This is a genomic window from Glycomyces amatae, from assembly GCF_020991375.1.
GTDB lineage: Bacteria > Actinomycetota > Actinomycetes > Mycobacteriales > Micromonosporaceae > Glycomyces > Glycomyces amatae.
The window spans coordinates 12,729-37,720 of the sequence record NZ_JAJLQZ010000014.1; the positions used below are offsets into that span (position 1 = coordinate 12,729).

A 24,992-nucleotide genomic window follows, 5' to 3' on the forward strand; every position below is an offset into this window, starting at 1 on the left:
GGGGTGCAGCGCCGTACGAAAGTACGGTTTCGATAACTACCACCCCCATGCGACGCCCACCCAGGAGAGACCGTGAATCTGATGGACACCATTGACGTCTTTAACGGCCCGAACGGCACGTTCGCTCACGAAACTGTCAAGCGGGCGCTCTACGCTCGCGCCTGCGAATCAAACGACCGCGCCTGGCCAGCGTGGTCGAAACGCGAGACTGTTGCTGTCGCCATCGTTCTCATCAGCCGCGAGCGGCTGCTGTATGACGAGGACATGGGGTTTCGCACGCTCCCCGAGGCAGCCCGGTTCGTGTCGAACACCTTGCTGCACCCGCTCGGAACTGACGATGAAATGAAAGGGTTCTTTGCGGCGATTCGGGCCCGAGTTGACGCTGAGCATTTCGACGTTGTTTGGGACGGCGAGCCCCGCGCATACTCCAACTGTTGAGCGAACCGCAGTGTCCGTGCCGCAGGCACGCCGACGCGTGCCTGTCCTGAATGCGATAGTGGAACCACTGACCTCCAGTGAACGAGAGAATCGAGCCAGCCATGACCGAACATGCACTGTCGCTGCAGGACCTTCCGCCGATCCGCCAAGGTGGCGTCGGGAAAACCGAAGCGATCCTGCGGGGCACTACGTTCCAACACCACCGGGACGAAGCGCCGCAGCACTCGACGATCCGAAGCGACCGCGTGAAGCCGCTCCTGCGAGTAGGCGGGTCAGCGGCTTACCTCTCCGAGGTCTACCAGACGATCATCGTTGACACGCCTCCGCACACCATGGACGACGTCCGTGCCGACATGAACACCAGCGTGCTCCATGAGGTGCACCAGAACGGCAATGCCGCATGAGCGGCGACAGTGCCACCCCGGGCATCACCAACACGGACCATCAGCCGATCTCCCGCGACGACTACGCGGCGCATCTCCACGAGAGGCTTGCGACGTTCGACCCGGATACGGCGCGCCCCGGAGCGACCCTGAATGAAGCCGAAGGCCGCGTTGCCGCAGAACTGCTCGACGTGCTCGCTGCTGCCTACCCTGGTGAAGACCTCGGCCGTCTTGCTCGCGCCATGGCAGTTCGTCTCTACGACAAGTTGGGGATTTGATGGACATGGCTACTGACGACGTGCTCAACGGTCCGAACGGTGACTTCGCCACCGCAGTTGTGTACCAGGCCCGCCTCGCGCTCAATAACGCCGCGCATGGGAAACCCTGGCATGACATGCCTGACTACGCGCATGCAGCCGTTGCGCTCGCCTTGGGCGACACGGACCAGATGGCTGCTGCGGGCTCCACGACGCTCACCAGCGTCATGGACATCGTCAGTTCTCACCTGGCCGAGCCGTTCCGGACGATGGCCGAAGCTGAAGACTTCTTCTTTGCGGTTCGGGCCCGCGTCGATGAGGAAACCTACGCTGCGTTCTGGGACCGGCTGCCGCAAGAGTGAAACGGTCCTGAACTTTGCAGGTCCGCCCCATCGTCAACGTTGCATCTTGAAAGGGCCACCCATGACCGACTTGAACGACTCTGAAGAACGCATCGCTGGTGAGCTTCTCTCGCTCATCGACTTCACCTCTCGTGTCCTCTTCGCGACCCATGGGTCTGACTACCAGCATCAGAAAACCGGGCAGGTTGCTCGAGCTGCTGAGCAGTTCCAGCTCAAGCTCGGCGGTGAGGAATGGGAAGCGCTTCCGGACCCGATCGACCAAGACAAGGTCGAGGCGTTCGTTGCCGTGAACGCGCAGCATTATGCGCTTGGCCGGGTCTTGTACCCGGGTGGGAAACCACGGGACTCTTTGGCGGACGCCAGCGATCCCTTCACGGGTCCTGAGCGCATGTTCGCAGCTGAGACGGCGCACCGAGCTCGGGTAGCGCTGGCTTGCAACACCGCTGGCGAAGCATGGCCCCGTGGTCCGGTCGCGAGACCGCTGCCGTCGCCATCGTCTTGGTCGACCTGGAACGGCTCAACGCTGAAGGCCTCCACTCCCTGAACGCCGCGCTCCAGTACGTCACCGACGGCATGATGCATCCGCCCGCACCAGGAGACGCCCCGGCGTTCTTTGCGGCTATTCGCGCCCGCGTGGACGCGGAAGCGTACGAGAAGGCCTGGGACGCTGCCAGTATCTGACCTTCCCCTGCCACTGGGCGCACGCCTTGGTCCTCCTTCGGTTCGGCAGTAGGCCGGGCCACCAGGAGGAAGGATTAGCGGATGCATGACAGGATCGTGTGGTACCTGGACGTGAACGCGCACGAGGTCGATGGCCGCTACGACGTTGCGGGTGCGGCAGCGGCCTGGCAACTCCTTGGCAACGTTGCCGCCGAGCGCCTCCGCGTCGACGTTCCGGGCGACTGGGTTCAAGATGCCCAGTTCGCGGACGAACGTCTGGACCGCGGCGAGCTCACCGGGCGCATCGGCGACCAGATGCGGATCGGCCTGCAACGGTGGATCGTGACCGGCATTGACGTCGTTGACCCGTGGGCTGCGGTAGCGAAGTAGCGTCAGCCTGCCGGGGCGGGTACGTCGTTGCACAGCGGCTCTGCCTTGGTGGGCTGGAGTCACCACACCAGCCGCAGCGGCTCCGGTGCATTTCGGCGCAGCCGTGGCGGGCGCACCAGGCCGCCCTTGGGCACCGTAACAGGCTGGACCTGCGGCGCGTTGTCGCCGACGTCCGCATGTTCGACAAGTGCGAGCTGCGCAGCGAGTTCGTGCAGCGGCCGGTCGCAGTCCGGACACAGGGACACGATCCAACCGGTGCCGCCGTACAGTAGGAGCGTGCCGACGCGGGCACAGCGAGCGCATGCGGCGCGGTAGGGGCCGGCACGACCGGCCATCCGTACGCGAACGCGATCAGTGGCGCCGCCATGTTGGCGTCAGTGCGGCGCACCCACGCGGTGGCCAAGCGCGGCTTCCCGAAGTCGAGACAGGGCCCGTTCAAGGCGACCGGGACGGTCCGGCCGTGCAAGATCGACGCGACCACGACACTGAGCGGCACGGGCTTTCCCGACCGCCATGCGACCTTCGCGCGCCGCTGAAGCCACAGCCCGAACCGCCACGGCTGCCGCGTCGACGCCAGACGTTCCGGGACACCGCCAGCTGCCAAGATCGCCTCCCACGTCCACGCAGGCGTTTGCGGACGCGCCACCAGGAACGGTTTCCCGCTCGCGTTCGAAGTTGGGTCGGCGCGACGGGCGTGGAGGCCGGCGAGCGGCTGCCGCGGCAGCGCCCGTGCCCCGTCGACCACCATCCAGTCCCCAGTGGAGCCGAGTTCAAGCAGCAGCGACGGTGCCGCACCGAACCAGCCGCGCCGCTGCGTTGTCACCCAGCAGACCTCAACTCCAGCGGCCGCGTACGTTTCCGACCGGTCCCGGAGGTCGCGGGCGCTGACAGCCGCCAGCTGCGCTTCGAACGCGATCCGGCGCCCACCCGGGCCGGTCGCGAGCACATCCGCCCGCCAGTTGTCCCCGGACACCTCGAGCGCGGCCGCCCAGCCTGGAACTGCGCGCACGAGACCGGCGAGCAGACCCTTGAGCTGGTGATGCTCGACGCTTTCGCCTGCCGACAGCCAGCAGTCCGACACGGCACGGTGCCGGAAGTAGAACGGGCGGTGCCGGTGCTGCGGCGCGTGCACGGCATCCATGACCGCTCCACAAGCACGACACGTCAACGGTGCCTTGGTCCGGTGCACGACGTGCCACCATGCGGCGGGCTGGCCGGCGACGAACTCGGTCACGTCCAGGACGCCGAGGTGGGCGTGCCGGGCTGTCAACGCCATCGCGTGTTCCGGCACCGCAGGCACGGCTGTTCTCGAGTGCAGGTGACGGCCCGCGGGCACCCGGTCGTTTCAACCCGCCAGTGCTGCTCGATGACTGCTCGCAGATTCGCGTCCTGCAGCACCTGATCAAGCCGGGCCGTGAACGCGGCAGCGAACCCATGCCGTGGGACTGCCGCCATCGTGTGCGGCTGCTGCGGTGGAGCCATGCGGACCTCGTCGTTGACCACTGGCGTCAAAGCGTCAACACCGCGTTTGAATGCCGCGTCAACCCGTGTCATGCCGTACTGCTCGAGGAGTGTCTTCAATGCCAGGCTGCCCTTGGCGTTCCCGTGGAAAAGGTCAACGGTGGCGTTGGCGGCCAGGATCGCCTGCCCGGTACCTGAACGGATGCCGTCCGCTGAGCTGGCGAAATCGTCTTGTATGAGGAGGTTGGTGAAGTGCTCAGCGAACGTGCCGGCGCATTTCGATCCGAACGCGTCACCGGTGCATACGAAAACAGTGGTTTCGGTGACGAAGCCAACGAACTTACTGAACGGGTTCGGCGCGGCAGCGAAACTGGCCGCGCGTGCACCGAGCATTTCGGGGCTGAACGGATGCACCGGCGCGATGTGCTCTGCCAGGAAGAGCGCTCCGGCCTGCTGCATGAGTTCACGAAACGGTGCATCATTGGGTGTCTCCCGCTCTGTCGCGCTTCCCGACACCCGGCCGCTTTCGCTGACTTCGGGTGCCTGCTTGCCCGTGCTGCCGTCCTTGGCCAGGGTGACGGTTTTCTGCTCTGATGCTGCGTCGGTCGCGGACGCAACTTCGTGTTCAAGCACTGCCTCAGGATCGGCGTCAACATCGAGTTCCGCTACCGCATCGACCTGGGGCTCTTGCGCTGCCCTTTCGCGACCTGCACCCGGTTGGCTGTCGTCACTGCCTGGTGGGACCTCATGATCGGGCTCGGGCGCAGCGGGAAGCGGTGCGACGTCGGGTCCCTCGGTGCCGCTGCCAAAGGCAGCATCTGACTGCGGGGGCGGGAGAGCGTTGGCGCGTTTTGGACCGTGGGCGTCCTCGTCTGGTGCTGTAGTGGCACCGACGACGCCTGAGGTGGCTTCGGAGCCGGGGTTCGCATTCCAGCAGTGATGGAAGGTCACCGCTTCGGCTGGCACCGTCGCGTCATCAGGTTCGAACAGGAACGCAGTTGGGTTGACGCTGTCGAATCCGCTGGTGTAGGCCGGTCCGACATCGTTGCCGCTGCAACGCTCAGCGGCATGATCTGAGGGGCCACCGAAATCTGCGGGAGGGGTCATGGCTGGGCTCTCGCTGTGTTCCTCAGGCGGGGCATGGTTCTCCTCGGCGTCAATGGCGGTCCGGGAAGCAACTGGTACGGTCCGGTCGACCATCAAGGTGTCGTCGAGGTCAGGGCTGTCAACGGGTTCCATCATGAGACCCGCTGCCTCCTGTGCATCTGCACCGTCGCCTACCGTGCCAGGAGGGACGTCAGCTTCGGAGCCGATCACGTCATCAGGAGGGCCACCGGCAGGGGGCGCGTCCACGGCCTCGTTGAGGACATCATGGAATGCGGTGACGTTGTCGGCTTCGGTCTCAGGCACCTTGTCGGATGTTTCATTCCCCGGCACCGGAATCGGCTTGGGGTTCGGCTGGGGGCTGCTCTCCGCACCGGCAGCCGCACTGAATCCGTCTGCTGGCGCCGCATCGCTTGCGGGAGGAACGGCCGCTTCCGATTCGATCCATTCCATGAGGTCGCGGAGGTCCTCGGGATCAACATCGCCGAAGCCGATCGGGCCGGTCCCGCGCAATGCGGCAGCGTAATCAACCTGGTAGTGGGGTGAATCGTGCCGCTGCGGGGGCAGCTCTGATGATTCGTCGAACTCGAAAGGAGGGGGCATACCTTCACTGTCGCATATGGCAGTCCTGCTCGCATCCTTCACGAAGCGGCGTCACGGCGTGTGGGCGGCACGGGACGCCAGTGGGACGCTATCATCGGTACGGGCCATGCGCTGGCCCGTGCCGAGACGCGGTTTCCCACACGGACCCGTCGCCAGGGGCCAAGCCGTCACCGACGCAGCGTCAACGGGTCCCCCTGGGACACGTATCTGTCATGGCTGTCTATGGACCTACCGCTGCGTGTGGGACGGCGGTAGAACAGGACCTGCCATGACTGCCTCCTTGAACGACCGGGCACGCCGCCGCGCCATTCGCATCACCACTGCACGGGATGGTGTGGCCTACAGTGAAGCTGCCCGCACGCTCGCGGTGCCATCCCCTGCCCACCGTTCGCGGTTCGACCCGCACTCGGACGCCCTCACCCGGGCATTGGGTGACTTGTATAGGGAATTGGTCGCGTTGCCTTCGAACGGGTTCGCCTATGTGGAGGACGCTCTGGTGCATATCGCTTGCAGCTCTGCGCTCGCTCGGGCCCGCGGCTCGTTGCAGATCGCCGTGGCACATGTTGCCGCAGGACTCATGACCGGCAGCATCGCCGAAGAGATCCGCACGGTCGCCAGGAGCCTCGCCTTCGCCGCTGCGTATGTGGCCGAATCCGCGCCGGTGTATGCGGTGCTGACGCACATGGCTGGTACTGCGCATGCTCGCGCCAGGGAAGCCGCTGCGATCGAACGCGGCCGATGCCTGCTCGGAGGTGAGAGCGACACGACCTGCGCGGGAGCGGCACGCGTCCGCGTGCACGTGTGTGGACCCGGCGACGCGGACCCGACGATCAGCGACTGGGGTTGCCTGACGCACGCTGCCGCGCCAGTGGTGACCTGGAGCGACCAGGCCACCGACGTCGTCATCGTTGACCGCGACCCGGCCGCCGTTGCCGGCAGGTCCGCCGTGCAACGGCAGGAATGACCAGGTCGACAGGTGCGCGACGCGCACCGATACGGAGATTGCCGCGTCGGTGCCGCGTCTGGTCACCGTGCGGTGAGGTCGTCGCCGTCGAGGGGCATCGGCCGCGGTTTCCTGGCGGCGCGCCCCAGTATTTCATCGGCGACGTTCTCGCCAACGTTCCTTTGTATGTCCTGGTCGTCGCGAAGACGGCGAAGTTCGCCGGCGACCTTGCGTTTGATGTAGGTGGTTTGTATCCATGACTGCGTACTGTCGACGATTTTGAGTATGACAAGGAACATGGGAAGGAACAGGAGCGTGCCGATGCCGAAGCACATCAGTGCCAAGTAGGCGCCTTTCGCATGAGGGAGGCGCCTGGCCGCCTTGATCGTGAAACTCGTTTGAATGAGCGCGAGCACTATCGACACCACGTGCGTGACCGCGTAGGGAACGAGCGCTTGACAGAACCCGACCTCGCCGACGGAGACCAGGAGGTTCATACCCCACGAGTCGATACCGTCAATGCCGGTAAGATAGTCTCGCAGATTTGATCCCTCGTGCAGGAAATCAGGATTGAACATGCCGTTCTCGCCCTTGACTGCCAGGCCCTTGAGCATGCGCCAAGCTCCCGCAGCGAACAGCACCATGACGATCACCACCAGGCAACTCATCATTGGATTGACGCGTTCAACTCGATAGAGCTCCATCATTTCCTTTTGAAGCGTCCCCCGGTCTCCTTTGTAGCGTTCCTGGAGCGCCTTCACCCTCGGTGCCAACCGGCTCATGTTCGCGCCGCTGCGGGCGCCGCGCAACTGCATCGGCAGCATGAGCAGACGAAGGAGCACCAGGAGTGCGACGGCGGCCAGGAGCACCATGGACGTGCACGGTGGCGCGGGTATCAGCGATATTGCGGTATAGGTCCCCTCGACGCCGTAGGCGAGCGCCAACGCTACAGGGGTGGTGATCCACACGAGTAGGGCAAAGGGCGCGACCACCCATCCGAAAAAGGTCTTCATGGCATCGAAAAACGGCCCCCATGACTGCAGAGCATCACGCAACCGGTCAAGTGAGCTGTCGATGCCGCGCGTGAACGGGCCTTCACCGAGTTCGGACTTACCGGGAGCAGCGGGAGCGGGCACTTCGCACGTTGATCCACACATGACATGACCTATCTACCTTGAGGGGACATGAGGCGTTATGGTCGAAGGAGTGACGCTGACAGGAGAGGCACCGACGTTGGGCTGGACGCCGGATTGGCAGTGCCCAATGCATCGATAGTAAGAACGCGTTTGCGGTGCGCATCCCGGCGCCGCATTGCCGTCGCGGCCACATGGCGCATCATCGCATAATTGACGGCCGTGTGCGTCCCCCGAACAACGCAATGTCGACAGCACCGGTGTCATACCGTGCCAGTATCATTGCTTCGGGTGCCGTTGCCGCGCCCGCGCCCGACTCTGCGCCCATGCCGCCGGAGACACCAGAGGCCAGGTGAACACGGGACACAGGCAGCAGTAGACGACCGTGCCCGGCTGATAGCCGCCTTCGAGCAGCGCGGACGCATGGGGCCCGCCCGGAGGACGAACACATGTCGAACCCACGGCCCCGATCACAGGGGCAACGCCAACGCGCCGTCGCCGCACAACGAGCTACTGGCAGGGCGTATATGGATGCGAAACGTGCCACCGCCCAAACTGCCACAGCTTCGCCCCTGGACCCGCAGCCGGACGCGGTCAGCGACATGACCGACCGGCTCGCGGCCACCATCACCGCGTTTGTGGCCGCTGCGACCGTGAACGACAACGGTCTCGCAAGGGCAGTGTTCGGGCCCGAGGTCGCCTTGGCGCTTGCGCGGTTCCAGCAGGGCCGCGATCGCCTCGCTGCCGGCACCTTCGACACGGCGACCGTTGAAGCCCTGAGGCTCGCTGCGAAAGGTTTCATGGCTGCCGCGCGCGAGCTCGTCTACCGAGACCACCAGACACTCACAAGGCACGCGCAGGTCCTGTACGCCCGCGTACGCGAGGTTGCGGCAATCGCTGGCGGCCGATGCCTGCTTGGTCAGGCCAGCCACCGCCGATGCACCGGACCTGAACGCGTCCGGGTGTCCACATGGTTTCCCGGAGACGGCGGCCCGGTCCTGTCCGACTGGGGCTGCCCTGGGCACGCCGGAGCCGAATATGCCCGATGGGATCACCGGATCATGGAGGTGCGCATCAACGGCGACGACCAGGCCGCAGTCGCGGCGGCGCGCGCTGAAGGCGAGCGCCTCCTCGACCGCTGCCCGCCCGCACCGCCCCAGGACTGGGGCAACCCGGTGTGTGGGCATCCGATGGCGTGGCGATGCGACGGCTGCCACGTGTGCACGTCCTGCGACGGCTGCTACTGCGATGAGCTGCACGGCGACTGATGGTCGGCTGCCTACGATAGAATGATCACGCGGTATCGACTGTGGGCTGTGCTCCGGCCCGGTAGCTCCCCAGCCCATGACTGGTGAACGCCACCGAAGGTGCCCCGCACCGAGCGTTCCACGAACCATGCGCGCACCGTAGGCGTGCGCTATCTGGCCGAGGCGACGACTGCCGCGGCGCGTCATGGGCCCCGCGCCGCTAGGAGGCATCGTGCCTGAATACCACGCCCGCGCCACCGCGCTCCGCGCCATCAAACAGCAGCTCAACATCACACACACGGAAGCGGTCGCCGTCCTTGACGACCCGCGATGTGAAGCCCTGTGCGCGTACATCGACGCCTACGACCTTGCCACGTACGCCGACGCGGTCGCCGTCCTTGAGGACCCCCGCAACCAGGTGCTATGTGAGAACTGCGGTTGGACCAACAGCATGGCCTGCCCTGAATGCCCCGGCTGCGGCTGCTACACCGGGCAGTGCACCGGCTGGCGGCACGCCGAATACGACACCGAGTCGGGCGCTGACGACGCCCACTGCTTCGAATGCGGCGCTGACAGGAACGGTTACGGCTGTGACTGCTGACGCCGCCGTGCCGCCGACGGCCGCCGACGCTGCGGCCCTCACGGCCCGCGGCCTGGTTGTGTTCGCACTGCCTGCAGGCGCCAAACGCGCCGCACCTGGCTGGCACGGCCGCCTCCTGCTGAACGGCGAAGCAGTGCGTCAGGAGTGGCGCGAAGGCGACAACATCGGCGTCGCCTGCCGCGCCTCCGGCGTCGTCGGCATCGACCTCGACGTCAAACACGACGGTCTCGAACGGTTCGCAGGTGCATGCGCCGATCACGGCCAGCGCTGGCCGGACACGTTCACTACCCGAACCGGCTCCGGGGGCCTCCACTTGTACTTCCGGGCGCCCGCTGGACGTATCATCCCCAGTTACTCCGGGCCTGCCTCACCACTCGGGGCCGGCGTTGACGTGCGCGCTCCCGGCAGGCGGCTCGGTGCTTACCTGGCCGGGCCCGGCTCTGTCGTAGACGGCCGCAACTATCGCATGGAAATGGACTTGCCGATCATGCCGCTGCCGCGGTGGCTCGCTGACGTTCTCGGTGCCGAACGCACCTGGCAACGTCCGCCGACGTGGCCGCAGTGAACCAGTACATCGATCTCGCCCGAGCTTCCCGATTCGACGGCAGGCTAGCGTTGGCGTTACCCCTTCTCAAACAGTCATGAGCTGCCCTCAAGGGAGCCTGGTACAGTACAGACCAGCCGAAGACTCCATGCCGTGTATCTTCCCGAACCTCCATATCCCCATAAGGGTTGAGGAATCCATAATGCTCCACTGAGCCAGTTTCTGTGTCTCACTGCGGCGTGGAACGACGGATGATTCCCGGACGAGGCTGCACCTATATTGCTCTGACGTGCGGTGCTGATCTGGTGGCCCTGGAACCAACCGGGGTGCGGGTGTCAACGTGCCCTGCCCATGACGGGCAGCCCGCAACTACCACTCGTGAACCCCAGGTGCACCATGCCATCCTCATTCCCCCGTCTCCGCGACGACGCGACTGTTAACCCGTTCCCGGGCGCCGACAAGTCGACGTGGTCGCGCAACTTCTCCGAAGCGCTCCACTACGCCACAGCCCTTCCCAAGCCGGTGACCGACACTATCGCCGTCTACGTCGTCCACCCCAAGTCCTACCTGACGCGCTCGCGCGCATCTCACGACATCGAATATCAGCTCAAAGACGACGTCATCACTGTCGACCCATACGACCACAGCGTCATTACGGTCACGGTCCATGGTTTCGCCGGTGGCCCCGGCGAGTACAACGAACGCATTCGCTCAGCCTTCGACGCTCCGATCCGCCGCGACGCAGTCGATGATCGGACGCTGCCGGCCCTGGTAACTGGGGTTGACGACGCAGGGCAGCCCTCGGCCTACTTGACCACGCGGGAGCCGGTTGCCAGCGCCAAGCTCAGCAACCTCATCGACATCACCGATGAGGCGCTGCGGCGCGCCGACGGGCGGCGCGGATACAGCCTCGAAGATGACCTTGCGACATTCGGCCAACATGAGACGACCTTGCATGCGGTGCTCGACCGGCACCTGGTCGAAACCGACGCCGGTCGCCGCCAGGTTCGACACGTCGTCGACTTGACCGCGATCAAAGGAGCTAATCGGTCCCGAGCCAGGCAGCTCCTGTTTGAGCTGACCATGAAAGACGTCATATACGGCATCGAACGCAACCGGCTCGGCATCGAAGGAACCGGCCGAGTCGCCGATCCGACAATCTGGGTGCCAGCGTTCGCCAATCAGTTGCGCGTCGCGTTCGACCAGCCCGAGCACCCCTTGCACCAGATGGCAGTCAAAGCTCAGCAGGTTGCGACCGTCAACATGCAGATCATTGTCGGCACCGAAAGTGCTGACGACTTCCACAACCAAGTGTTCGACCCCAACCGAGTCGATCACCGCCGCCCGCCACTGGACTACGACGTGTTGGAGAAGTCCGAATCGGACATGCGGGCGGTCCTGCGGGCGTTGAAACACAACGGGTGGATGACCGAGGAGACGCGCGCCTGGCTTGCCGGAGAGGGCCCCGACCCCGACCGCGTCCCAAGCGAGGACTTCGTGTCCGGTCGCGACCGACGCGACCGCGCGCTGTACGCAGCCACGTTCCCGCAGAACCCCGAACAGGCCGCCGTCGTTCGGCATGTCCTCGGCGAACCCGCCAGGTCCGCTACGAACCAGGACCACATGCGAAACCGCCTGCGTATGCTTTCCTCAGCCATCAGCGCTGGATACCGCCACCGTTGGAACCCGCGTGTGTTCGACGGACTCCTGCCCGCGAAGTTCCTCAAAGACGGCAAGAACCTTACCGGCATTCCCGAATGGTACTCAGTCCTCGACGGGCTCCAAACCGCCCACAGCGACAGCGAGCTTCTTGATTTCGTGACCACGCGCGGCATCCACTGGCTGGCCGAATTCGAAATCATCGAAGCCGATCGCGGCTCAATGGAAGCGCAGAGCCGGGAGGGCGCCGACGCCAACGGTGACACGCTTGCCGACAAGAAGGTCCGACGTAGCGCGACGAACGCTCGCACCGCCATGCTCGCCAACCCCGACCGGGCGGTCGCTCTCCTGCGCGAGCTTGCCCACGCCGCGAACACGGGTGAGCGTCCGCGGCAGATCGACGATGACGGCCAGCCGATTCCCGGCACGATAGCTGATAAATGGTGGTTCGACCAGGTCTTCCCCAAAGCGAAAGGTCGACGTCGCCCGAAACGTAACTGGGAACCCAGCACGGACGCGACTGAGCCGCAAGAGCCGCCGCCCAACCCGTTGGCGACCCTCATCGCCGCCCGCAGTGACCTGTACGCGATGGTGGCTCACCTGCTGCCGACCGACATGACCGAGTGCTTCCGGCGTGTTCAGGAACTGCTGGACGCAGCGAAGGCCGCTAATCGCGTTCCTTTGGGCGATGTGACCGACGATGAGGCCAGCGGCTTGATGGAAGCGCTCAGCGCGCTCCATGCTGACCTGCAGGCGCTCATTTCAACGATTTCATTGATGCGGGTCAGCGAAGTGCAGGTTCAGGAATCCTCGTGTGCGCGGTTCCTGACCGAAGGGGCCGACCAAGGGTGACCATTGTCCTGCCTGTCGGCCCTACCCTCACGGTCGGTCGGCTTGGGGCGCTGCCAGGCGCCGCCGGCCGATACCTTCTCCAATCACGGTTCGACGCCGTCCAATGGCCGCAGCGCTGGACTTTCGAAGAGGTGGACATCGTGACAGCGGTCTATCTCATCTCCGACAGCCACGATCGACTGCGGTGGCTCGGCCAAGTCAACCGGAACGACGGCCTGTCCGGACGGCTCGCACAGCACCACGCAAGTGCCGCCAAGCGAGCTGTGTTCGCCAAGATCAGGGTCCTGCACCTTGACGATTGGACGCCATCCGAGGCTCTCGATGCCATCGAGGGCCGGTGCGCGGACCTTCTCGCGATTCGCGTGATGATGCGACCCCGCGTGTGGCCCTCGGCGCGTGAATGGCCAGCGGTGGTGGCCTGACCGGGTTGCGTCCTGGCGTGTAGCCCCGAGTCTGCTATCCCGATCTCGGGTAAGGTCACCGGCGATCAGCACAACCTGGTCGCCGGTGACTCAGGCGCTCGACGTCGCTTTAGCCGCTGCGGATTGCTATGGGCAGGTCGGCGATACTCGCGGTGATCACCAGTCGGCCGTCGCCGCGTGAGCGGGCAACGATCCCCTCGGCCACGGCCCCCGGAACCACGCTTGAACCGTCTTTCGCCAACCGGAGCAGGCATGCCGTGATCGTGGCGTTGAGTGCATCACCGCGGCACTCGGCCAGCATCGGCACCAACATCAGCGTCTCGGGCACACCTGCAGGCAACTTCTTGGGCGACCACCGGTCAGTGTCAAGCAACGCGAACTGGCGCCGAGCGAGCCCGTATCCATGTCCGATCCCGGCGCCGTACCATTCGCCACGATGCTCCCCTGGCCCGAGCAGGGCAAGGTTCGGCGCGTTGTCGTAGACCCAGGCTGCGAAGTCGAAATTGTCGCGTTCGCTGGCAGCCCGGGGGTGGTGCACCGGTACGAGCCACCTGGTGCGACTCGCTGCCCGGATGACCAGTGGTTGGCCGGCGGGACCGGTGGCGATGCGGGCGCCTGGGATACTGGCGGCGTCAGACGCAGCGGGTGTGCTGACAATGACACCTGAGGTGCCAAGGATCTTCTCGGTGATCGTCCACCGGGCGCTCAGCCGGATTGCTCGAGGCCAGGAGGGGGCGTCCGCCTCCGCGGCGTGGTTGGTGGTCATGGTGTCCTTAGATCGGGAACTGAGAGCGGCTCGAACACGCGGCGTGTGCATGATCCCTTGCGCTGCAACGGCATACGGTTCCTCACTAGTGAACCGTAACAGCCCTTGTTGCTCCGCGCATGGGTGCTGAGGCTCGATCGTCAGCTCCGTGACCTTGAACTGGTCGACCCAGCTCTTGTCAGCCCCGTCGGCGTTGGACCGCCGGCGAGCGCTATACGCATCAAAGTACGCGCTCCACTGCGCCGGGGTGCGCCATCCTGGCTCGCCGAGCACGCCGCCCTCGTAGAACTCGCGGATTGCCGGTATCCACGGCCATCCTCTGAGAAAGATCCGGGAGCCGACGAAATCACCATGCAGCAACCGGATGAGGAATGCAAGGAACCCGGCATCGAACTCCCTCCAGGCGCCGTCATAGACGACGACGGTCCACAGGTTCGAGTCTGCCGCCTCCGTGTTCCACAGATAGATGCCGCCCTTGGTGTCAACGCCCCACGGCAGGAGACCACCTGGCTCAGGGTAGATCGGCGGCCATGGTTGCGCCCCGATGTCAGTCCCGGCATCGTCGTAGACCGTGCGCCGCATCGGCGAATGCTGTCTGTCTGCCGCAATGCGGCTGACTGTCGAAGCCCGGTGGTCAGGAATGTCGACAAGGCCGGTGCCTGCGATCAAGTTGGTGACCAGCAGTTCGTGGCAGATTTCCAGGCTCGGGTACGCTTCCGCCCACGCCAGATAGTCGCTGGGCAGGGTCAGGCCTGTCGCGACTTGAAACCAGGAGTAGTCCGGCATCCCGGGCCCGATGCCTGATGGACCCACCAAGGCCGAAAACCGATCCATTCTCATCACCTTTCGCCAGCACGTGCAGCGAAGCTGCGACTTGGGAGGGCCGGGTCGTCACACCCAAGGCAGTTTATGCCTGTCGACCAGCATGACCTGAGCGCAGCAGGATCCTCTAGGCGTGAACGCCACACAAGGGCAGCGCAGGCGTCGTGCCGGGTCATCGAGCGCCGGGGCAGCCGCTTGGTCTGGTTCACGTTGCGGGCCGCGAGCGCTGGCGACAGGTACTGCCACCTTCATGATTCGGTAGCATGCGGGCGGTTGCGACAACCGCACAGGTGCCGGTCGACGTCATACGCTCGCTGACCTCGCTCATACACTGGTGTTTCGCCACGCCTGCTTGCCCCGCCAGCGCCGCCGACTGCATGGGCCCAGGAATGAGACCGTGCCCCTGATATACCGCCTGGATCGGACTGCGCAACAGCGGCTCACCAGCGGGATGTTTTCCTCAAACTTTGAGTTGCGCCGTCGACGTTCAAGTGCACTGACTCAGCAAGGCGACCAGGCTGATGCCCATCGCGGCAACGCTGCTCCATGCGGCTATCCGCGGTAGCTCGTCGCATCGCCATGCGCGTACGATTCCGTGTTTGATCCAGGTCGTAGGTGAACGGCGCCGCTGATGACGCCTTGACACGTTGCGTGCGGGCCGGTGGACGACGTGAGTGCAGATAACGATGATGAGGAGAGCGGCGGGGCGGTCCTGACGTCGGGATTCCATGTGCAGCCTCACGGAAGGCATGAGCCTTCAGTCGTTCGGTGTCACATGGTCTCTCCCGTTCCTGGACTGGAACCGCGCCACCGACAGTGGCTCTTTCACTGCTTTAGTGACGACGACGCGAAGGTTGCCCTGGGATACTCCCCATATGCCTTTTCAAATGCTTACCGTCAGGATGCTGGTACACGTCTCAGTTGTCGAGTGTGCGCGGATCATGTGGTAGCCATCGGCCGGGTGATATCGGTCCATGAACTGCAGCCGAGGACCGCTGTGTGTGAGGTGCCGCCGCGCAGTTTCCCTGCCAGGATAAAGCCATTGACCTGTGTAAATCGGGTTTAAGCGGTACATTAAGAGGGTCTTCGGGGACGCGCAACGGCCGATACCATCGATACGTCCCCTAACCCTTCCCGCGTGACCTGCCCCTTGCAGCAGCCGCGCAGTGAGAGGAACGCCCTCATGCAGCGCCTTTACGTTGTCGGCTTCAACACCGAACTCACCACAGCCGACAGCGCCGAAACGGCGTTCGACCGGCTCGCTGACCATATGGCGCTGCATCTGGAATCGCGCGTTACCGGTCTTCGCCGCGCTGACCTCATCGCCAGAGCAGGCGAAACTGTCATCAAATCCCGTCGACCCGAATGGGCGGACAACCACCTGTCATGGCGTCCGGTCATCGTCAATGACCGCACTCGCGCGCTCAGGTTGACCATCGAGCATGACCTGCAAACCGGTGGCCGCTTCGTATGTGAGCTGACGGCTGCTGACCACGCGAGCGAGACCAGCTTCCGTGTCGTGCTCGGTCGACGCAGTGACGGCAGGCTCACGCCTGCGCGCGTTGACGATTTGAAGCCGCCACGGGCCCTCCGAGCAGTCATGGCCGACAGTGCGCTCTCGTGCACGGACGGGTCCGACCATGTGACGGCGGCGGTGACGAACGTGCTCACGGCACAAGTCCGCGGCATCTGCGATTGGCTCACCGATCTGCAACGTCGCCTTCCCGTCCTGGTCATCTCTGCCATGCGTCCCTCGGGTGCGTCGGCCACGTTGGCGCACAGTGCAGCCGACCAGCTTACGGGTTTGGCCCACGTTGTTGTCATTTCCGGATGGTTGGCGCTTGACGCGTTCAACCAAGGACGCAGTGACCATGACCGGTTGGTCCGTGATGCTGGGCGCCTGTACTGGCCGGACATGGACGCTCGGCATCCTTGGTGGGATGCGACCGCGTTGCATGGCAACCATGAGGAACTGTTGGCTCGTCTGACGCGCATGATCACGCCTTTCAGTGTCGTTGCCCGCGGCCGCGACCAGTTGTGGGATGCCGTTCGGGCCGCAGACGACGCGGCGGCGCTCGACGACCTTGCGGAGACCGAAGCCGCTCGTGCCAACCGGTTCAAGGCGCTGCTCGACGACGAACGGGCCCAGAATCTTGAACTTCTTGAGGAGAACGTGCGCCTTGAACAGCAGATCCGTTCGCTTCAGGTCGAGATTGAGAACCGGGACGCGCAGCAGGCCTATGCCGCTTCCGCCTCAGTTGCGCCTGAATCGGGAACGCCAGCGCCGACGCGGGACTTTACCGAACAATGGGAGCGATGGGAGGCCCGGTCGGAAGGCGCCCTGGTGTTTACCGAGCGTGCCAAGTCCAGTTGGGCCGACTGTGTGTACGAGGACTTCGAGGGCATGTGGGGAGCGCTCGACGCGCTGGTTGGCTTGGCACGGGAGTGGCGGTCGGTAGACGGCAACGTGGGACAGCGGCTTGAAGACTGGATCAGGGAGCGGACGGCACTCAAGTACGCCCACAGCGATGAAGGGCTGCGGCGGGCCGGGTTGGACACGTTCACGTTTGACGAACGGTCGTTGGACCGGACGCCGCACATCAAGCTCGACGACCACACGAAGCCCAATAAGGTCGGCCGGATCTACTTCGCTCTTGACAACGTTGGGCGCCAATGGGTCGTCGACCATGTGGGACTGAAACTGCACGGGGTCTAGCAGGCTGTGGCCGGGTCAGCGACGGCTTTCGACCCTGGCCTGCAGTTACAAGTCGATGACGTCGCCGCTGCCTGGAGGTAGTTTCCTCATGTTCAGGCGTTCCTCCAGCGACGTCGTGTACAACTGCGCGGCGAGCATCGCCGGATGCGCCGGCGGCCATATCTGTCGGCGGAACCGCCACCGCCGCTCCTGGTACTGCCCCACGGTCGTGGCGTGGACGGTGTCGTCACCGTCCACGCCGAACGACTCGATGTCACACGGCGGATGGGTGAACATCGCATTGATGCCGCCCCAGGCTGCAGGCAGGAATGCCGCGATGTAGCGGATGCGCTCGTCGCGGTCGGTTCCATCTGCAGCCAGCTCGCTCATGGACGTCAATGCTAAGGGGCGCAGTGGTGAACGGCCGCGGTGCTGTACCCCAACACGACGTCAGTGTCGGTACCAGCGACGTTCAACCGCGCGCCCGTGACCGTGATGCCGTTGCCGGTGTGCACCTGCTCGTTGAGCGTCAACCGCACACCCGCTGCAATGTCAATGACGGTGTTTGGGGTTGTCGGTACCGGTGTCGCCACGCCGCCAATGGACAACGTCAACGATGTCGAACCGGTGACGGCCTCGCACGTCGCCGTAGCCGTCGTCGTCAGACCGGCAATGTCGATCACGGGAAGCCCGGGAAGCCCGATCGTGGCGTGCTCCGTGCTTGCCACCGTCGTGATGGTGCCCGGGGTGAGTGTGGTGGTCGCGCTCGCGCAGATGGCTTCCAGGGTCAACACGACTGCGGTGATCTGCGCCGTGCATGTTTCTTCGGTGGTGGCCGCTGCAGCGGTGCGAAGTTCACCCGTGTCCGGTTGCGACGGCACTTCCACTGGGAGCACCAGTAGGTCGATGGTGGCTTCCATGCCGTAGGCCCGGCCGGTGTAGTACTCGAGCTTGACCGTGGCCGTATCGTCCGATCCGACGTATGCGCTGGTGCCAGCGAACACGGCGCTGGCAGGGAGGGTCGCCGCCTCGTTCAAAACCTGGTTGATGGCTTCGATCGCGCAGGTGGCTTCCCCTGTCGCATCCGTCGTCCCGGTGCATGTTTGCGCGTACGCTCCGGTGCCGATGGTCAACGCGACCGGTGCGCCTGCAACCGGGTGATCCTGGTAGTCGGTGAGGACCGCTGCCAGTGTGGCGCTGTCGCCGTTGGCGATGAACTCCGGGCCGGTGAAGGTGATGCTTGTCGGTGTTTGCAACGCGAGATCCACGACAGTGCTGGAGGGCTGAAGCACGGTGTTGCCGGCGTATTCGACCGTCAAGGGCACACTGGCGGCGGCCGGCTGGTCGACGTGATCGATGGTGCAGGTGGCGACACCAGTGCTGGCGGTGGTGGCTTCGCACGTTTGGCGGTCGGCGCCGGTGCCGAGGCTGAACGTGAGTGGCTGACCGGTTTTGGGGATGCCGAGGTCGTCGCCGAGTCGAGCCGAAACTTCCAAACTGTCGCCGTTGACGACATGGTCGGGTCCGCGGTAGTCGATGCTGGTTTCCAACGGTTCGACGTCGCATTGCATGAGCGCTGGCGTGGTCGCTGCCCTGCCGCAGGTGCCCGGTGGCAGTTTGTAGTACGCGGTGATGATGCCGAACGGTTCACTGTCCCCGGAGCGGTCGTCGATTTGCGTGGTGTACACGACGAACACGAGCGATTCGCCGCTGTAGCAGCGCCAACGTTCATCAAGGACGGTGTACCAGCAGGCAGTGGGGTCAGCGACGGCCTCCTGAATGTCCTCATACGCGGGGACGGCGCCGTGCCCGTCGATGATGTGGCGCTCGCCGAACCCGTCGCTGGCGCTGTCGTCGTGTTGGCCGACCCGCAGGGGGAACCCGTCGCCTTGATAGTTGATGAACCATTCGACCTGGGTCCAGTCGATCGGATTGTCGTTTGCGAAGGTCCCGACATCGGCGGTGCCGCTCGGGGGCGCGGGAGCCGGTGCAGCGGTAGCGGGCGCGGCGAACAGGGTCGCCAAGGCTGCGAACGTCATGATCAGGACGGACAGGAGGGGAGGCTGCTGTCGCTTGGTGAGGACGCTGGTGCGCCTAGGTGTTGCGGTCATGTTGCGGTGCGCTCCTGGAGGGTGGCAGGGGTCAAGCTCTCGGAAACATGGCGAACGTGAACAAATTAAAACGAATGCGGCGCCACTGTCCACCGTGACGACCGAGTTGGCATACTGTCGATCCCGACCGGAGGTTGGGGAGGCGGTGCACCGCACCAGCGCTGGCGTCGCTGTGCAACCCGACTCGATCGATGTCCGCTACGGCGTGCCCAGCGGCTGCTGGGGCGGAGCCCAAATCGCTTGCAGCAACGCCACCGTTCGCGTCGCTGACCACCACGCGAGACCTATGGCACCGCTGATCAACGTGCACGCGCTCGCCAACTGCAGGGTGCTCAACGCGTCCCGGAAGCTGTCGACGGTGAGCGTGTCGGCGCCGAACAGGGCCGGCAGGACATACAGCAGGCAGATGAAGCCGACCCCGACCGTGGTGACAGCGCTGGAGATCAATGTGATGATCACCGGCAGTCCCGCGGGAAGGAGCAGCCACATGCGGTGGCCGCGGTCCTGGCGGAATCCCGCGGACAACACCACAAGCCCAATGAAGACGTAGCCGATCGTGATGCCGTCCAATTGGATCAGGTCTCGTGTGTGCTCAGGTGACAGTAGCGCTGCGGGGCGGTCGCTCAGGATTGTTTCGAGTGCGGCGCCGCGCGCGCCGCCTTGGATGCCGTCAACGATGACCGACACCCACGTGCCTACGGCGAACGCGGATGCGAGCGCGAGCCATTGTGCGACAAGGATGAGCAAGGTCATGACGACTGCGGCGACACTGCGGGTCCAGCGGTTCGACCTCAGGAACACGCCCACTCGATGGGCGGCGCGTAGGACGGTTCGCGTGTGCGCAGCGGTGGCGCTCGCGGCATCGGTCCAGGCTTTGATCCACGTCGCCAGTTGGATCAACGCAATGATGACGAGCGCGAACCAGCCTGGTGCGCCCACCAACCCGAGGTCGCGAAACAGTTCGAGCAGGAGGTCTTGTGGTTCGCAGTAGGGGCCCAGTTCGGCAGGGTTGAGCGAGCATTCCATGCGCAGGCCTCCGAGGCGAGGGATGCATACCTGAGGGAAGGCCAAAGGAGCGGTTGAGGGGGCTGGCTTGAATGTATCCCCGTCCACTTGTCACGACAGGTCATTAAGGGCTGAGAAGCGGCAGCATCGGTTACGGGAGCGTGTGGTGCCGCATGTACTTTTCCTGCAGGGCAACGCGACACGCCCGGTGGCAAGGATCGGTGGACGCGCCAGTTGTCGGCTACGGTCAGGCATGGACACCGCCGCACCCGCACCTCAGCACTGGCCCGCTCGGGTTTATCCCGTCATGCGCGGCCTCGTTGCACTCGCCAGCCTCAGCATCGACGGGCACTTGCGGGCCGGACCGCCGCGGCCGCGAGCGACACCCGCGGCCATTGCCGCGTATGAGCACGGCACTGGTGTCCGCCTGGACGCCTCCCATCGCCAGTTCTTGCTGCATCTGAACGGCTGGCCTGCTCTCTGGCCGGTCGCACTGTTCGGCCTTCCCGAACTCGGCGACCAGTCCCGCATGGAGTGCCTGACCACGGAACTGGCCAAGACCGGTGACCTCGCGGCCGCGGGGCTCGGACCCGCCGACGTGTACCCGGTGGCGTGGGCAGGTGAAGGCGGCACAGCGGTGGCGGTCCGGCCCGGACACGCTCGCGCCGGTGAGATCTTGTGGTGCGAAGGCATCCATACGAGCGTCTACGCCGGGTTCGACGCCTTCTACGACGCGGTAGCCGATCGTCTGCTCGTCGTATGCGGGCCACTGGCCGGCGGCACGGCAGCACCGCCGTCCGGTGTCGCGTCATCTACGTCGCACACTCAAAGTCGAGCAAGCCGCGGTCACGGACGCGCGTGATCCACCGGGCTGCCGTACCGCGAGGCACACCCAGTTCCCGGGCGATCTCAGGCTGCGGTGACCGTCCGGCGGCGGTTGCGCGTCGAAACCATGCGGCCACGGCGGTTAGCACCTCCGGTGTCGGACCTGCTGTCACCTCCACCGGCGACGGTGGAGGCCAGTGCTGGTCGACGACGTCGGCGGCGCCGGACGCAGCGATGCCCGCGAGAGGAACCGATCGCAACACCGCGCCGGTGACTGGGCGCCCGTTCGCGCTGCTGACGGTGACCGCAGTGGTTTCGTAGCTGCCGGTCGTTTCCGCCCAGCGCGACGTTATGGCCACGGTGACACCCGCTGCCGTGGTGGCGGTCGTCGTCGTCCGCTCAGGCAGGCGCACGCCAGGAACGGGGCAGACCGTCGCATCGGAAGCAGTGGTCACGGTCGTCGGCAGGTTCGGCACGCTCACACCGTACCTGAGTGAGCTAGCGTCGTCAAAGCTAGTGCACTAGGATTGACCAGGTAACTGCATCTCAGCCGTTGTTGCCATTGGACTTGATGGAAAGGCCGCCTCCCATGCCTGACACACTTGAGCACTGCGCGGATGTGTCCGCTGTAGTGCGCGACCGGAAGGCCGCCGGCCAGCCGGTGTGGCAGTACAACGTGAACATCGGCGACATCTGAAGGGCATCCTTGACGGTGATGAATGAACCATCAGCGGTCCGTACCGCAGCCGCTCACCTTCGCGATGCGGCGGACCGTCTCAATCGTGGTAAGCGAGGACAGTCGTGATGAGACCTAAGGTTCGTGGTTTCGTCGCCCGAGAAGGGGCCGCGTCACGTTCCCTTGACGGTTGCACCATCGCCATCGTGCCGCCTTCCACACTCCATCCAGGTCCGCCCCTCACATGGTGGCACCACGAGCAGTGCGCAATCCTGACCGCCGACCGATGCACCTGCGGCACTGCCACGAAGACGCCCAAGGACCAGCATGGCTGACGCGTATGCGAAGCGCATTGTCCTGAAAAGCCCGCATTACTACAACGTCATCAACCGGCTTGCGTCCGAAGCGGGCCGTTGAGACGACGCTGAACCTGACCTGCTCACTGACCCCGGGGAAGGGCGACGCATGGCGCGAGCAATTCGAGAAACCCGTCAAGCGGTCGAAGACGCCTGGAACACCGGCGAGGACACTGCCGCACCGGTCGGACGGCGCCGCGGCACCTGCATCGGTTGCGGCCGCTCATTTGAGCTGCGTAAGGACGGCCGCATCAGAGCGCATGGTCCCGCTATGTATGGCTGCCCCGGTTCGCAGCAACCGCCGCGCAACGGTGCTGCTCTCAACTGGCTGCTGAACCACGCCAGTGTCCCCGCTGCGGTCGTCAACCACTTCTGGCACCTTGAAGAAGGCCAACCATGCGATTGTGAGGAGCCCCGACATGTCTAACATGGAACCGATTCGTGAACGCTGGGCCGGTGACGCCACCCGGGCCGGTCGTGACATCAGGCAGCTGCTTGCGGTGCTCGATCGCACTCGCGCTCTCCTTGCTGATGCTGAAGCGGGTTTGGCGAAAGCCCGCAGCGAACACGGTCACAACTGTCTCGAAGTCGTCTACTGGAACGACGGCGAGGACGAACGTGAATGCGAACTGGTGAAGTACCACGCGAGCCCGCACTTCGACGGCGAGTTCTGGTTCGATGACCATCGGGACCGAGTGCCAGCGCCCGCGCAGCCGTACCCGATGGCCGCCCGGCCCTGGGAGACCAGCCCCGGCCATGCCGAACCTGACAATCATGAACGGAGCGAAACGTGAGCGCCATCGTCTTCCACACCCCCAGTGGCCACGAAGCGGAACTTCGCGGATCCGAACGCGCCTGGCTGGCGCAACTCATCCACCAGCACACGCACGGCATGTGGGGATTCGACGACATGGATGGGACTGAGCGGCTGCTCGGTCTCGTGGACATGGCAGGTGCAGCGGGCCTGGAGCGAACCGGGCACGGCTACTTGAGCCGGTATGCGCGCGAGGTGCGGACCTTGTCGACCGCTGGCTCCGGTGGCAGCCCCGGCGACCGGTACGGGGAGGCGAAGCAACGGTTCGTCTCCGCCGTCAAGACCGCGTTGCGGGCACACGGCCTGTTCATGACCGTGAACGGCACCGAACACCACACGACCGACCTTGCCTACAACACCGCACTCATAACCGGCTCCGACCCGATCCGGCTCGCGGCCAGGATCGAACGCCGCTGCGAAGTCCACGGCTGGTTCGACGGCCCCGACCGGGCATGGGCTGCAGGCCTCATCGAGACCGGCCTGAAAATCGGCCTGTACCGGCGGGTACTTCACCACCAGGACACCAACGGGCAGACGACCGCGGTCGTACCGCAAGGCTGGGAGGACGTCCAGGCGCTCCTGTGCGAGCGCGACGACGAACCGGTTGTCATGTCGTACACGGTCGAGTCATCGTTTCCGAATGTCGACTGTTCCGACATGGCGCTGGCGTGGCCTGCGGGTGTCGCCGAAGGCCACTGGTCGGCGCTCACTGACACCCAAACTGCCGAACGTGAAGCACGAGAGGAAAGCTGGAGCGAGCTCGACAAGGCGGAACAGTGGCGCCGCGGCATGACCTGGTTGCGCGAACACCGGCCCTGGGCACGGATTGGCCCTGACAATCTGGCCACGCAAGGGTTCGGGCCATTCATGACGATCGTCGACGTGTTCGCACCCGGTCGCAGCGCGCTGATCGGGGCTGCCGACCATGCCTGATAGTGCCCTGGCGCCCCATGCGGCGACGCTCAGGCAGCAGCGCGAGTTTCGCCGGGGCTCTGTCCTGCATGGCGCCCAGGTGCCCGCCAGCAGCGTTGACGGGTGGTTGATCGTGCTTGTCGTCGGGTTCGACACCGCGGGCATAACCGACCTTGCACGCCCCTTCGGCTGGCAGGCGGCCTCGTGACCGCAATCCGCCTCCGTGGCACCCCCGAAGAGAACCAAGCCGTCCACGACCACCTCGCGTCCCGGTTCACCATCATCAAAGCGAGCCCCGACTTGCAACGACGCAGCAGGGACGGCGCCGAGTTCTGGGACCGGTACTTGATGCTCGGACCGGACCGCGAGAACCCGAACGAGTCCGCAATCTGACAGTTTCCCATGCGCACGCCGCGTACGGTCAACCACAGGCCATGACGTGAAGGAGCGGCCATGCAGGCAGTCACCCTTTGGCGGAAAGCAACCCGAAGCAGCGGAAACGGCAGCACGAACTGCGTGGAGGCGCGCTGGCGGAAGTCCAGCCGAAGCTCCAGTTCCGGCAACGGCGACTGTGTCGAGGCTCGGGCGCACTGCAGCCTGTTCGACATTCGCGATTCGAAGCTTGATGCCGCCTCCCCAATGTTCACCATGTCCGCCGGCGACTTTCGAGCGCTCCTGGATGCGGCAGCCCGCCCCTAATATCGCCAGGTGGCCACGAGTCCGGTACCTGTTGCACCCGAAGGCGCCAGCAGGCGCACGCCCGACGCAGTCAGGGCTGCTCATCACGGCATTGGTCGATGACCGCTCCGGCAACACCGGCACGGAAGGCACTGTTGAGGTCGTGCCCGTCAGGGCAGACGACCACGGCCGCAGCCGGGACCGTCTCGCCGATACGTTCGGCAAGCGCGAGCGCCGCACCGCCGTCGTTTCGCGGAGCGATGACGTTCACAC

26 protein-coding genes and 1 pseudogene are annotated in these 24,992 nt (G+C 65.0%); 19 read left to right on the forward strand and 8 right to left on the reverse strand.

The window, feature by feature from the left end:
* Window positions 1-72: 72 nt before the first annotated feature.
* From LO763_RS19585 to LO763_RS19615, 7 genes are all read left to right on the forward strand, one after another.
* Window positions 73-438: a hypothetical protein gene (locus LO763_RS19585; protein ID WP_230787640.1), complete on the forward strand. Its 366-nt coding sequence runs from the start codon at window positions 73-75 to the stop codon at window positions 436-438.
* Between the two features lie 101 nt (window positions 439-539).
* On the forward strand, window positions 540-842 hold the full coding sequence (locus LO763_RS19590; protein WP_230787643.1) for a hypothetical protein: 303 nt from the start codon (window positions 540-542) through the stop codon (window positions 840-842).
* Complete coding sequence (locus tag LO763_RS19595; protein ID WP_230787646.1) at window positions 839-1,099, forward strand: hypothetical protein; 261 nt, start codon at window positions 839-841, stop codon at window positions 1,097-1,099. Before LO763_RS19590 ends, LO763_RS19595 begins: the two co-directional genes overlap by 4 nt.
* A 5-nt stretch (window positions 1,100-1,104) precedes the next feature.
* Window positions 1,105-1,440, forward strand: coding sequence for a hypothetical protein (locus LO763_RS19600; protein WP_230787649.1), 336 nt, complete (start codon window positions 1,105-1,107; stop codon window positions 1,438-1,440).
* Window positions 1,441-1,501: 61 nt separating this feature from the next.
* A complete protein-coding gene (locus LO763_RS19605) occupies window positions 1,502-1,984 on the forward strand; it encodes a hypothetical protein (RefSeq protein ID WP_230787651.1) in 483 nt (160 codons plus the stop codon).
* Window positions 1,985-2,202: 218 nt separating this feature from the next.
* Complete coding sequence (locus LO763_RS19610) at window positions 2,203-2,490, forward strand: hypothetical protein (RefSeq protein ID WP_230787654.1); 288 nt, start codon at window positions 2,203-2,205, stop codon at window positions 2,488-2,490.
* A gap of 377 nt (window positions 2,491-2,867) precedes the next feature.
* Window positions 2,868-3,026, forward strand: coding sequence for a hypothetical protein (locus LO763_RS19615; RefSeq protein ID WP_230787657.1), 159 nt, complete (start codon window positions 2,868-2,870; stop codon window positions 3,024-3,026).
* Window positions 3,027-3,313: 287 nt separating this feature from the next.
* On the opposite strand, the pseudogene LO763_RS30290 reads toward LO763_RS19615, so the two are convergent.
* Both LO763_RS30290 and LO763_RS19620 read right to left on the reverse strand, forming a co-directional pair.
* Window positions 3,314-3,766, reverse strand: a pseudogene (locus LO763_RS30290) (competence protein CoiA family protein); the annotation flags it as partial.
* Complete coding sequence (locus LO763_RS19620) at window positions 3,757-5,658, reverse strand: hypothetical protein (RefSeq protein WP_230787659.1); 1,902 nt, start codon at window positions 5,656-5,658, stop codon at window positions 3,757-3,759. The pseudogene LO763_RS30290 and the gene LO763_RS19620, both read right to left, overlap by 10 nt.
* A gap of 268 nt (window positions 5,659-5,926) precedes the next feature.
* Between LO763_RS19620 and LO763_RS19625 the strand changes: the two genes are divergently transcribed.
* Window positions 5,927-6,622, forward strand: coding sequence for a hypothetical protein (locus LO763_RS19625; RefSeq protein ID WP_230787662.1), 696 nt, complete (start codon window positions 5,927-5,929; stop codon window positions 6,620-6,622).
* Window positions 6,623-6,684: 62 nt separating this feature from the next.
* Here the strand turns inward: LO763_RS19625 and LO763_RS19630 are convergent, their stop codons facing one another.
* Window positions 6,685-7,737 (reverse strand): YidC/Oxa1 family membrane protein insertase, encoded by a 1,053-nt coding sequence (locus tag LO763_RS19630; protein ID WP_230787665.1) that lies wholly within the window; start codon window positions 7,735-7,737, stop codon window positions 6,685-6,687.
* A 599-nt stretch (window positions 7,738-8,336) separates the two neighbouring features.
* Between LO763_RS19630 and LO763_RS19635 the strand changes: the two genes are divergently transcribed.
* From LO763_RS19635 to LO763_RS19655, 5 genes are all read left to right on the forward strand, one after another.
* Window positions 8,337-9,002 carry a hypothetical protein gene (locus tag LO763_RS19635; RefSeq protein ID WP_230787668.1) on the forward strand — a complete coding sequence of 222 codons (666 nt, stop codon included), beginning with the start codon at window positions 8,337-8,339 and terminating at the stop codon, window positions 9,000-9,002.
* A 211-nt stretch (window positions 9,003-9,213) separates the two neighbouring features.
* Window positions 9,214-9,582 carry a hypothetical protein gene (locus tag LO763_RS30005; protein ID WP_230787670.1) on the forward strand — a complete coding sequence of 123 codons (369 nt, stop codon included), beginning with the start codon at window positions 9,214-9,216 and terminating at the stop codon, window positions 9,580-9,582.
* Window positions 9,572-10,147 carry a bifunctional DNA primase/polymerase gene (locus LO763_RS19645; protein ID WP_230787672.1) on the forward strand — a complete coding sequence of 192 codons (576 nt, stop codon included), beginning with the start codon at window positions 9,572-9,574 and terminating at the stop codon, window positions 10,145-10,147. The genes LO763_RS30005 and LO763_RS19645 overlap by 11 nt, the downstream gene beginning before the upstream one ends.
* 375 nt (window positions 10,148-10,522) lie before the next feature.
* The gene (locus LO763_RS19650) at window positions 10,523-12,637 is read left to right on the forward strand and encodes a hypothetical protein (RefSeq protein ID WP_230787675.1); all 2,115 of its coding nucleotides are present in this window, start codon (window positions 10,523-10,525) and stop codon (window positions 12,635-12,637) included.
* A complete protein-coding gene (locus LO763_RS19655; RefSeq protein WP_230787678.1) occupies window positions 12,634-13,059 on the forward strand; it encodes a hypothetical protein in 426 nt (141 codons plus the stop codon). The genes LO763_RS19650 and LO763_RS19655 overlap by 4 nt, the downstream gene beginning before the upstream one ends.
* 109 nt (window positions 13,060-13,168) lie before the next feature.
* On the opposite strand, the gene LO763_RS19660 is transcribed toward LO763_RS19655, so the two are convergent.
* On the reverse strand, window positions 13,169-14,659 hold the full coding sequence (locus LO763_RS19660; RefSeq protein WP_230787680.1) for an RNA ligase family protein: 1,491 nt from the start codon (window positions 14,657-14,659) through the stop codon (window positions 13,169-13,171).
* A 1,171-nt stretch (window positions 14,660-15,830) separates the two neighbouring features.
* On the opposite strand from LO763_RS19660, the gene LO763_RS19665 reads away from it, so the two are divergent.
* Entirely contained in the window at window positions 15,831-17,363 is a 1,533-nt protein-coding gene (locus tag LO763_RS19665; protein ID WP_230787682.1) for a hypothetical protein, read from the forward strand.
* Window positions 17,364-17,408: 45 nt separating this feature from the next.
* Here the strand turns inward: LO763_RS19665 and LO763_RS19670 are convergent, their stop codons facing one another.
* The 3 genes from LO763_RS19670 to LO763_RS19680 all read right to left on the reverse strand — a co-directional run bounded on the left by LO763_RS19670 (window position 17,409) and on the right by LO763_RS19680 (window position 20,479).
* Window positions 17,409-17,732 carry a hypothetical protein gene (locus tag LO763_RS19670; RefSeq protein ID WP_230787684.1) on the reverse strand — a complete coding sequence of 108 codons (324 nt, stop codon included), beginning with the start codon at window positions 17,730-17,732 and terminating at the stop codon, window positions 17,409-17,411.
* Window positions 17,733-17,743: 11 nt separating this feature from the next.
* Window positions 17,744-19,453, reverse strand: coding sequence for an Ig-like domain-containing protein (locus tag LO763_RS19675; RefSeq protein WP_230787688.1), 1,710 nt, complete (start codon window positions 19,451-19,453; stop codon window positions 17,744-17,746).
* A 198-nt stretch (window positions 19,454-19,651) separates the two neighbouring features.
* The gene (locus LO763_RS19680; RefSeq protein ID WP_230787690.1) at window positions 19,652-20,479 is read right to left on the reverse strand and encodes a hypothetical protein; all 828 of its coding nucleotides are present in this window, start codon (window positions 20,477-20,479) and stop codon (window positions 19,652-19,654) included.
* A 232-nt stretch (window positions 20,480-20,711) separates the two neighbouring features.
* Between LO763_RS19680 and LO763_RS19685 the strand changes: the two genes are divergently transcribed.
* The 5 genes from LO763_RS19685 (at window position 20,712) to LO763_RS19705 (ending at window position 24,740) form a co-directional block, all read left to right on the forward strand.
* Window positions 20,712-21,320, forward strand: coding sequence for an SMI1/KNR4 family protein (locus LO763_RS19685; RefSeq protein WP_230787692.1), 609 nt, complete (start codon window positions 20,712-20,714; stop codon window positions 21,318-21,320).
* 1,414 nt (window positions 21,321-22,734) lie between these two features.
* Window positions 22,735-23,109, forward strand: a complete 375-nt coding sequence (locus LO763_RS19690; RefSeq protein ID WP_230787693.1) for a hypothetical protein — start codon at window positions 22,735-22,737, stop codon at window positions 23,107-23,109.
* The gene (locus LO763_RS19695) at window positions 23,106-24,062 is read left to right on the forward strand and encodes a hypothetical protein (RefSeq protein ID WP_230787695.1); all 957 of its coding nucleotides are present in this window, start codon (window positions 23,106-23,108) and stop codon (window positions 24,060-24,062) included. Before LO763_RS19690 ends, LO763_RS19695 begins: the two co-directional genes overlap by 4 nt.
* A gap of 183 nt (window positions 24,063-24,245) precedes the next feature.
* On the forward strand, window positions 24,246-24,434 hold the full coding sequence (locus tag LO763_RS19700; protein WP_230787696.1) for a hypothetical protein: 189 nt from the start codon (window positions 24,246-24,248) through the stop codon (window positions 24,432-24,434).
* A gap of 60 nt (window positions 24,435-24,494) precedes the next feature.
* Window positions 24,495-24,740 (forward strand): DUF397 domain-containing protein, encoded by a 246-nt coding sequence (locus LO763_RS19705; RefSeq protein ID WP_230787698.1) that lies wholly within the window; start codon window positions 24,495-24,497, stop codon window positions 24,738-24,740.
* A 70-nt stretch (window positions 24,741-24,810) separates the two neighbouring features.
* On the opposite strand, the gene LO763_RS19710 is transcribed toward LO763_RS19705, so the two are convergent.
* A complete protein-coding gene (locus tag LO763_RS19710) occupies window positions 24,811-24,990 on the reverse strand; it encodes a hypothetical protein (protein ID WP_230787700.1) in 180 nt (59 codons plus the stop codon).
* Window positions 24,991-24,992: the final 2 nt, after the last annotated feature.

Coding starts and splice junctions, on each gene's coding strand:
- LO763_RS19635 (WP_230787668.1), top strand. CDS start 8,337: ATGACCGACCGGCTCGCGGCCACCATCACCGCGTTTGTGGCCGCTGCG.
- LO763_RS19610 (WP_230787654.1), top strand. CDS start 2,203: ATGCATGACAGGATCGTGTGGTACCTGGACGTGAACGCGCACGAGGTC.
- LO763_RS19605 (WP_230787651.1), top strand. CDS start 1,502: ATGACCGACTTGAACGACTCTGAAGAACGCATCGCTGGTGAGCTTCTC.
- LO763_RS19690 (WP_230787693.1), top strand. CDS start 22,735: ATGTCTAACATGGAACCGATTCGTGAACGCTGGGCCGGTGACGCCACC.
- LO763_RS19685 (WP_230787692.1), top strand. CDS start 20,712: ATGGACACCGCCGCACCCGCACCTCAGCACTGGCCCGCTCGGGTTTAT.
- LO763_RS19665 (WP_230787682.1), top strand. CDS start 15,831: ATGCAGCGCCTTTACGTTGTCGGCTTCAACACCGAACTCACCACAGCC.
- LO763_RS19590 (WP_230787643.1), top strand. CDS start 540: ATGACCGAACATGCACTGTCGCTGCAGGACCTTCCGCCGATCCGCCAA.
- LO763_RS19660 (WP_230787680.1), bottom strand. CDS start 14,659: ATGGATCGGTTTTCGGCCTTGGTGGGTCCATCAGGCATCGGGCCCGGG.
- LO763_RS19595 (WP_230787646.1), top strand. CDS start 839: ATGAGCGGCGACAGTGCCACCCCGGGCATCACCAACACGGACCATCAG.
- LO763_RS19600 (WP_230787649.1), top strand. CDS start 1,105: ATGGCTACTGACGACGTGCTCAACGGTCCGAACGGTGACTTCGCCACC.
- LO763_RS19675 (WP_230787688.1), bottom strand. CDS start 19,453: ATGACCGCAACACCTAGGCGCACCAGCGTCCTCACCAAGCGACAGCAG.
- LO763_RS19620 (WP_230787659.1), bottom strand. CDS start 5,658: ATGCCCCCTCCTTTCGAGTTCGACGAATCATCAGAGCTGCCCCCGCAG.
- LO763_RS19625 (WP_230787662.1), top strand. CDS start 5,927: ATGACTGCCTCCTTGAACGACCGGGCACGCCGCCGCGCCATTCGCATC.
- LO763_RS19705 (WP_230787698.1), top strand. CDS start 24,495: ATGCAGGCAGTCACCCTTTGGCGGAAAGCAACCCGAAGCAGCGGAAAC.
- LO763_RS19680 (WP_230787690.1), bottom strand. CDS start 20,479: ATGGAATGCTCGCTCAACCCTGCCGAACTGGGCCCCTACTGCGAACCA.
- LO763_RS19650 (WP_230787675.1), top strand. CDS start 10,523: ATGCCATCCTCATTCCCCCGTCTCCGCGACGACGCGACTGTTAACCCG.
- LO763_RS19670 (WP_230787684.1), bottom strand. CDS start 17,732: ATGAGCGAGCTGGCTGCAGATGGAACCGACCGCGACGAGCGCATCCGC.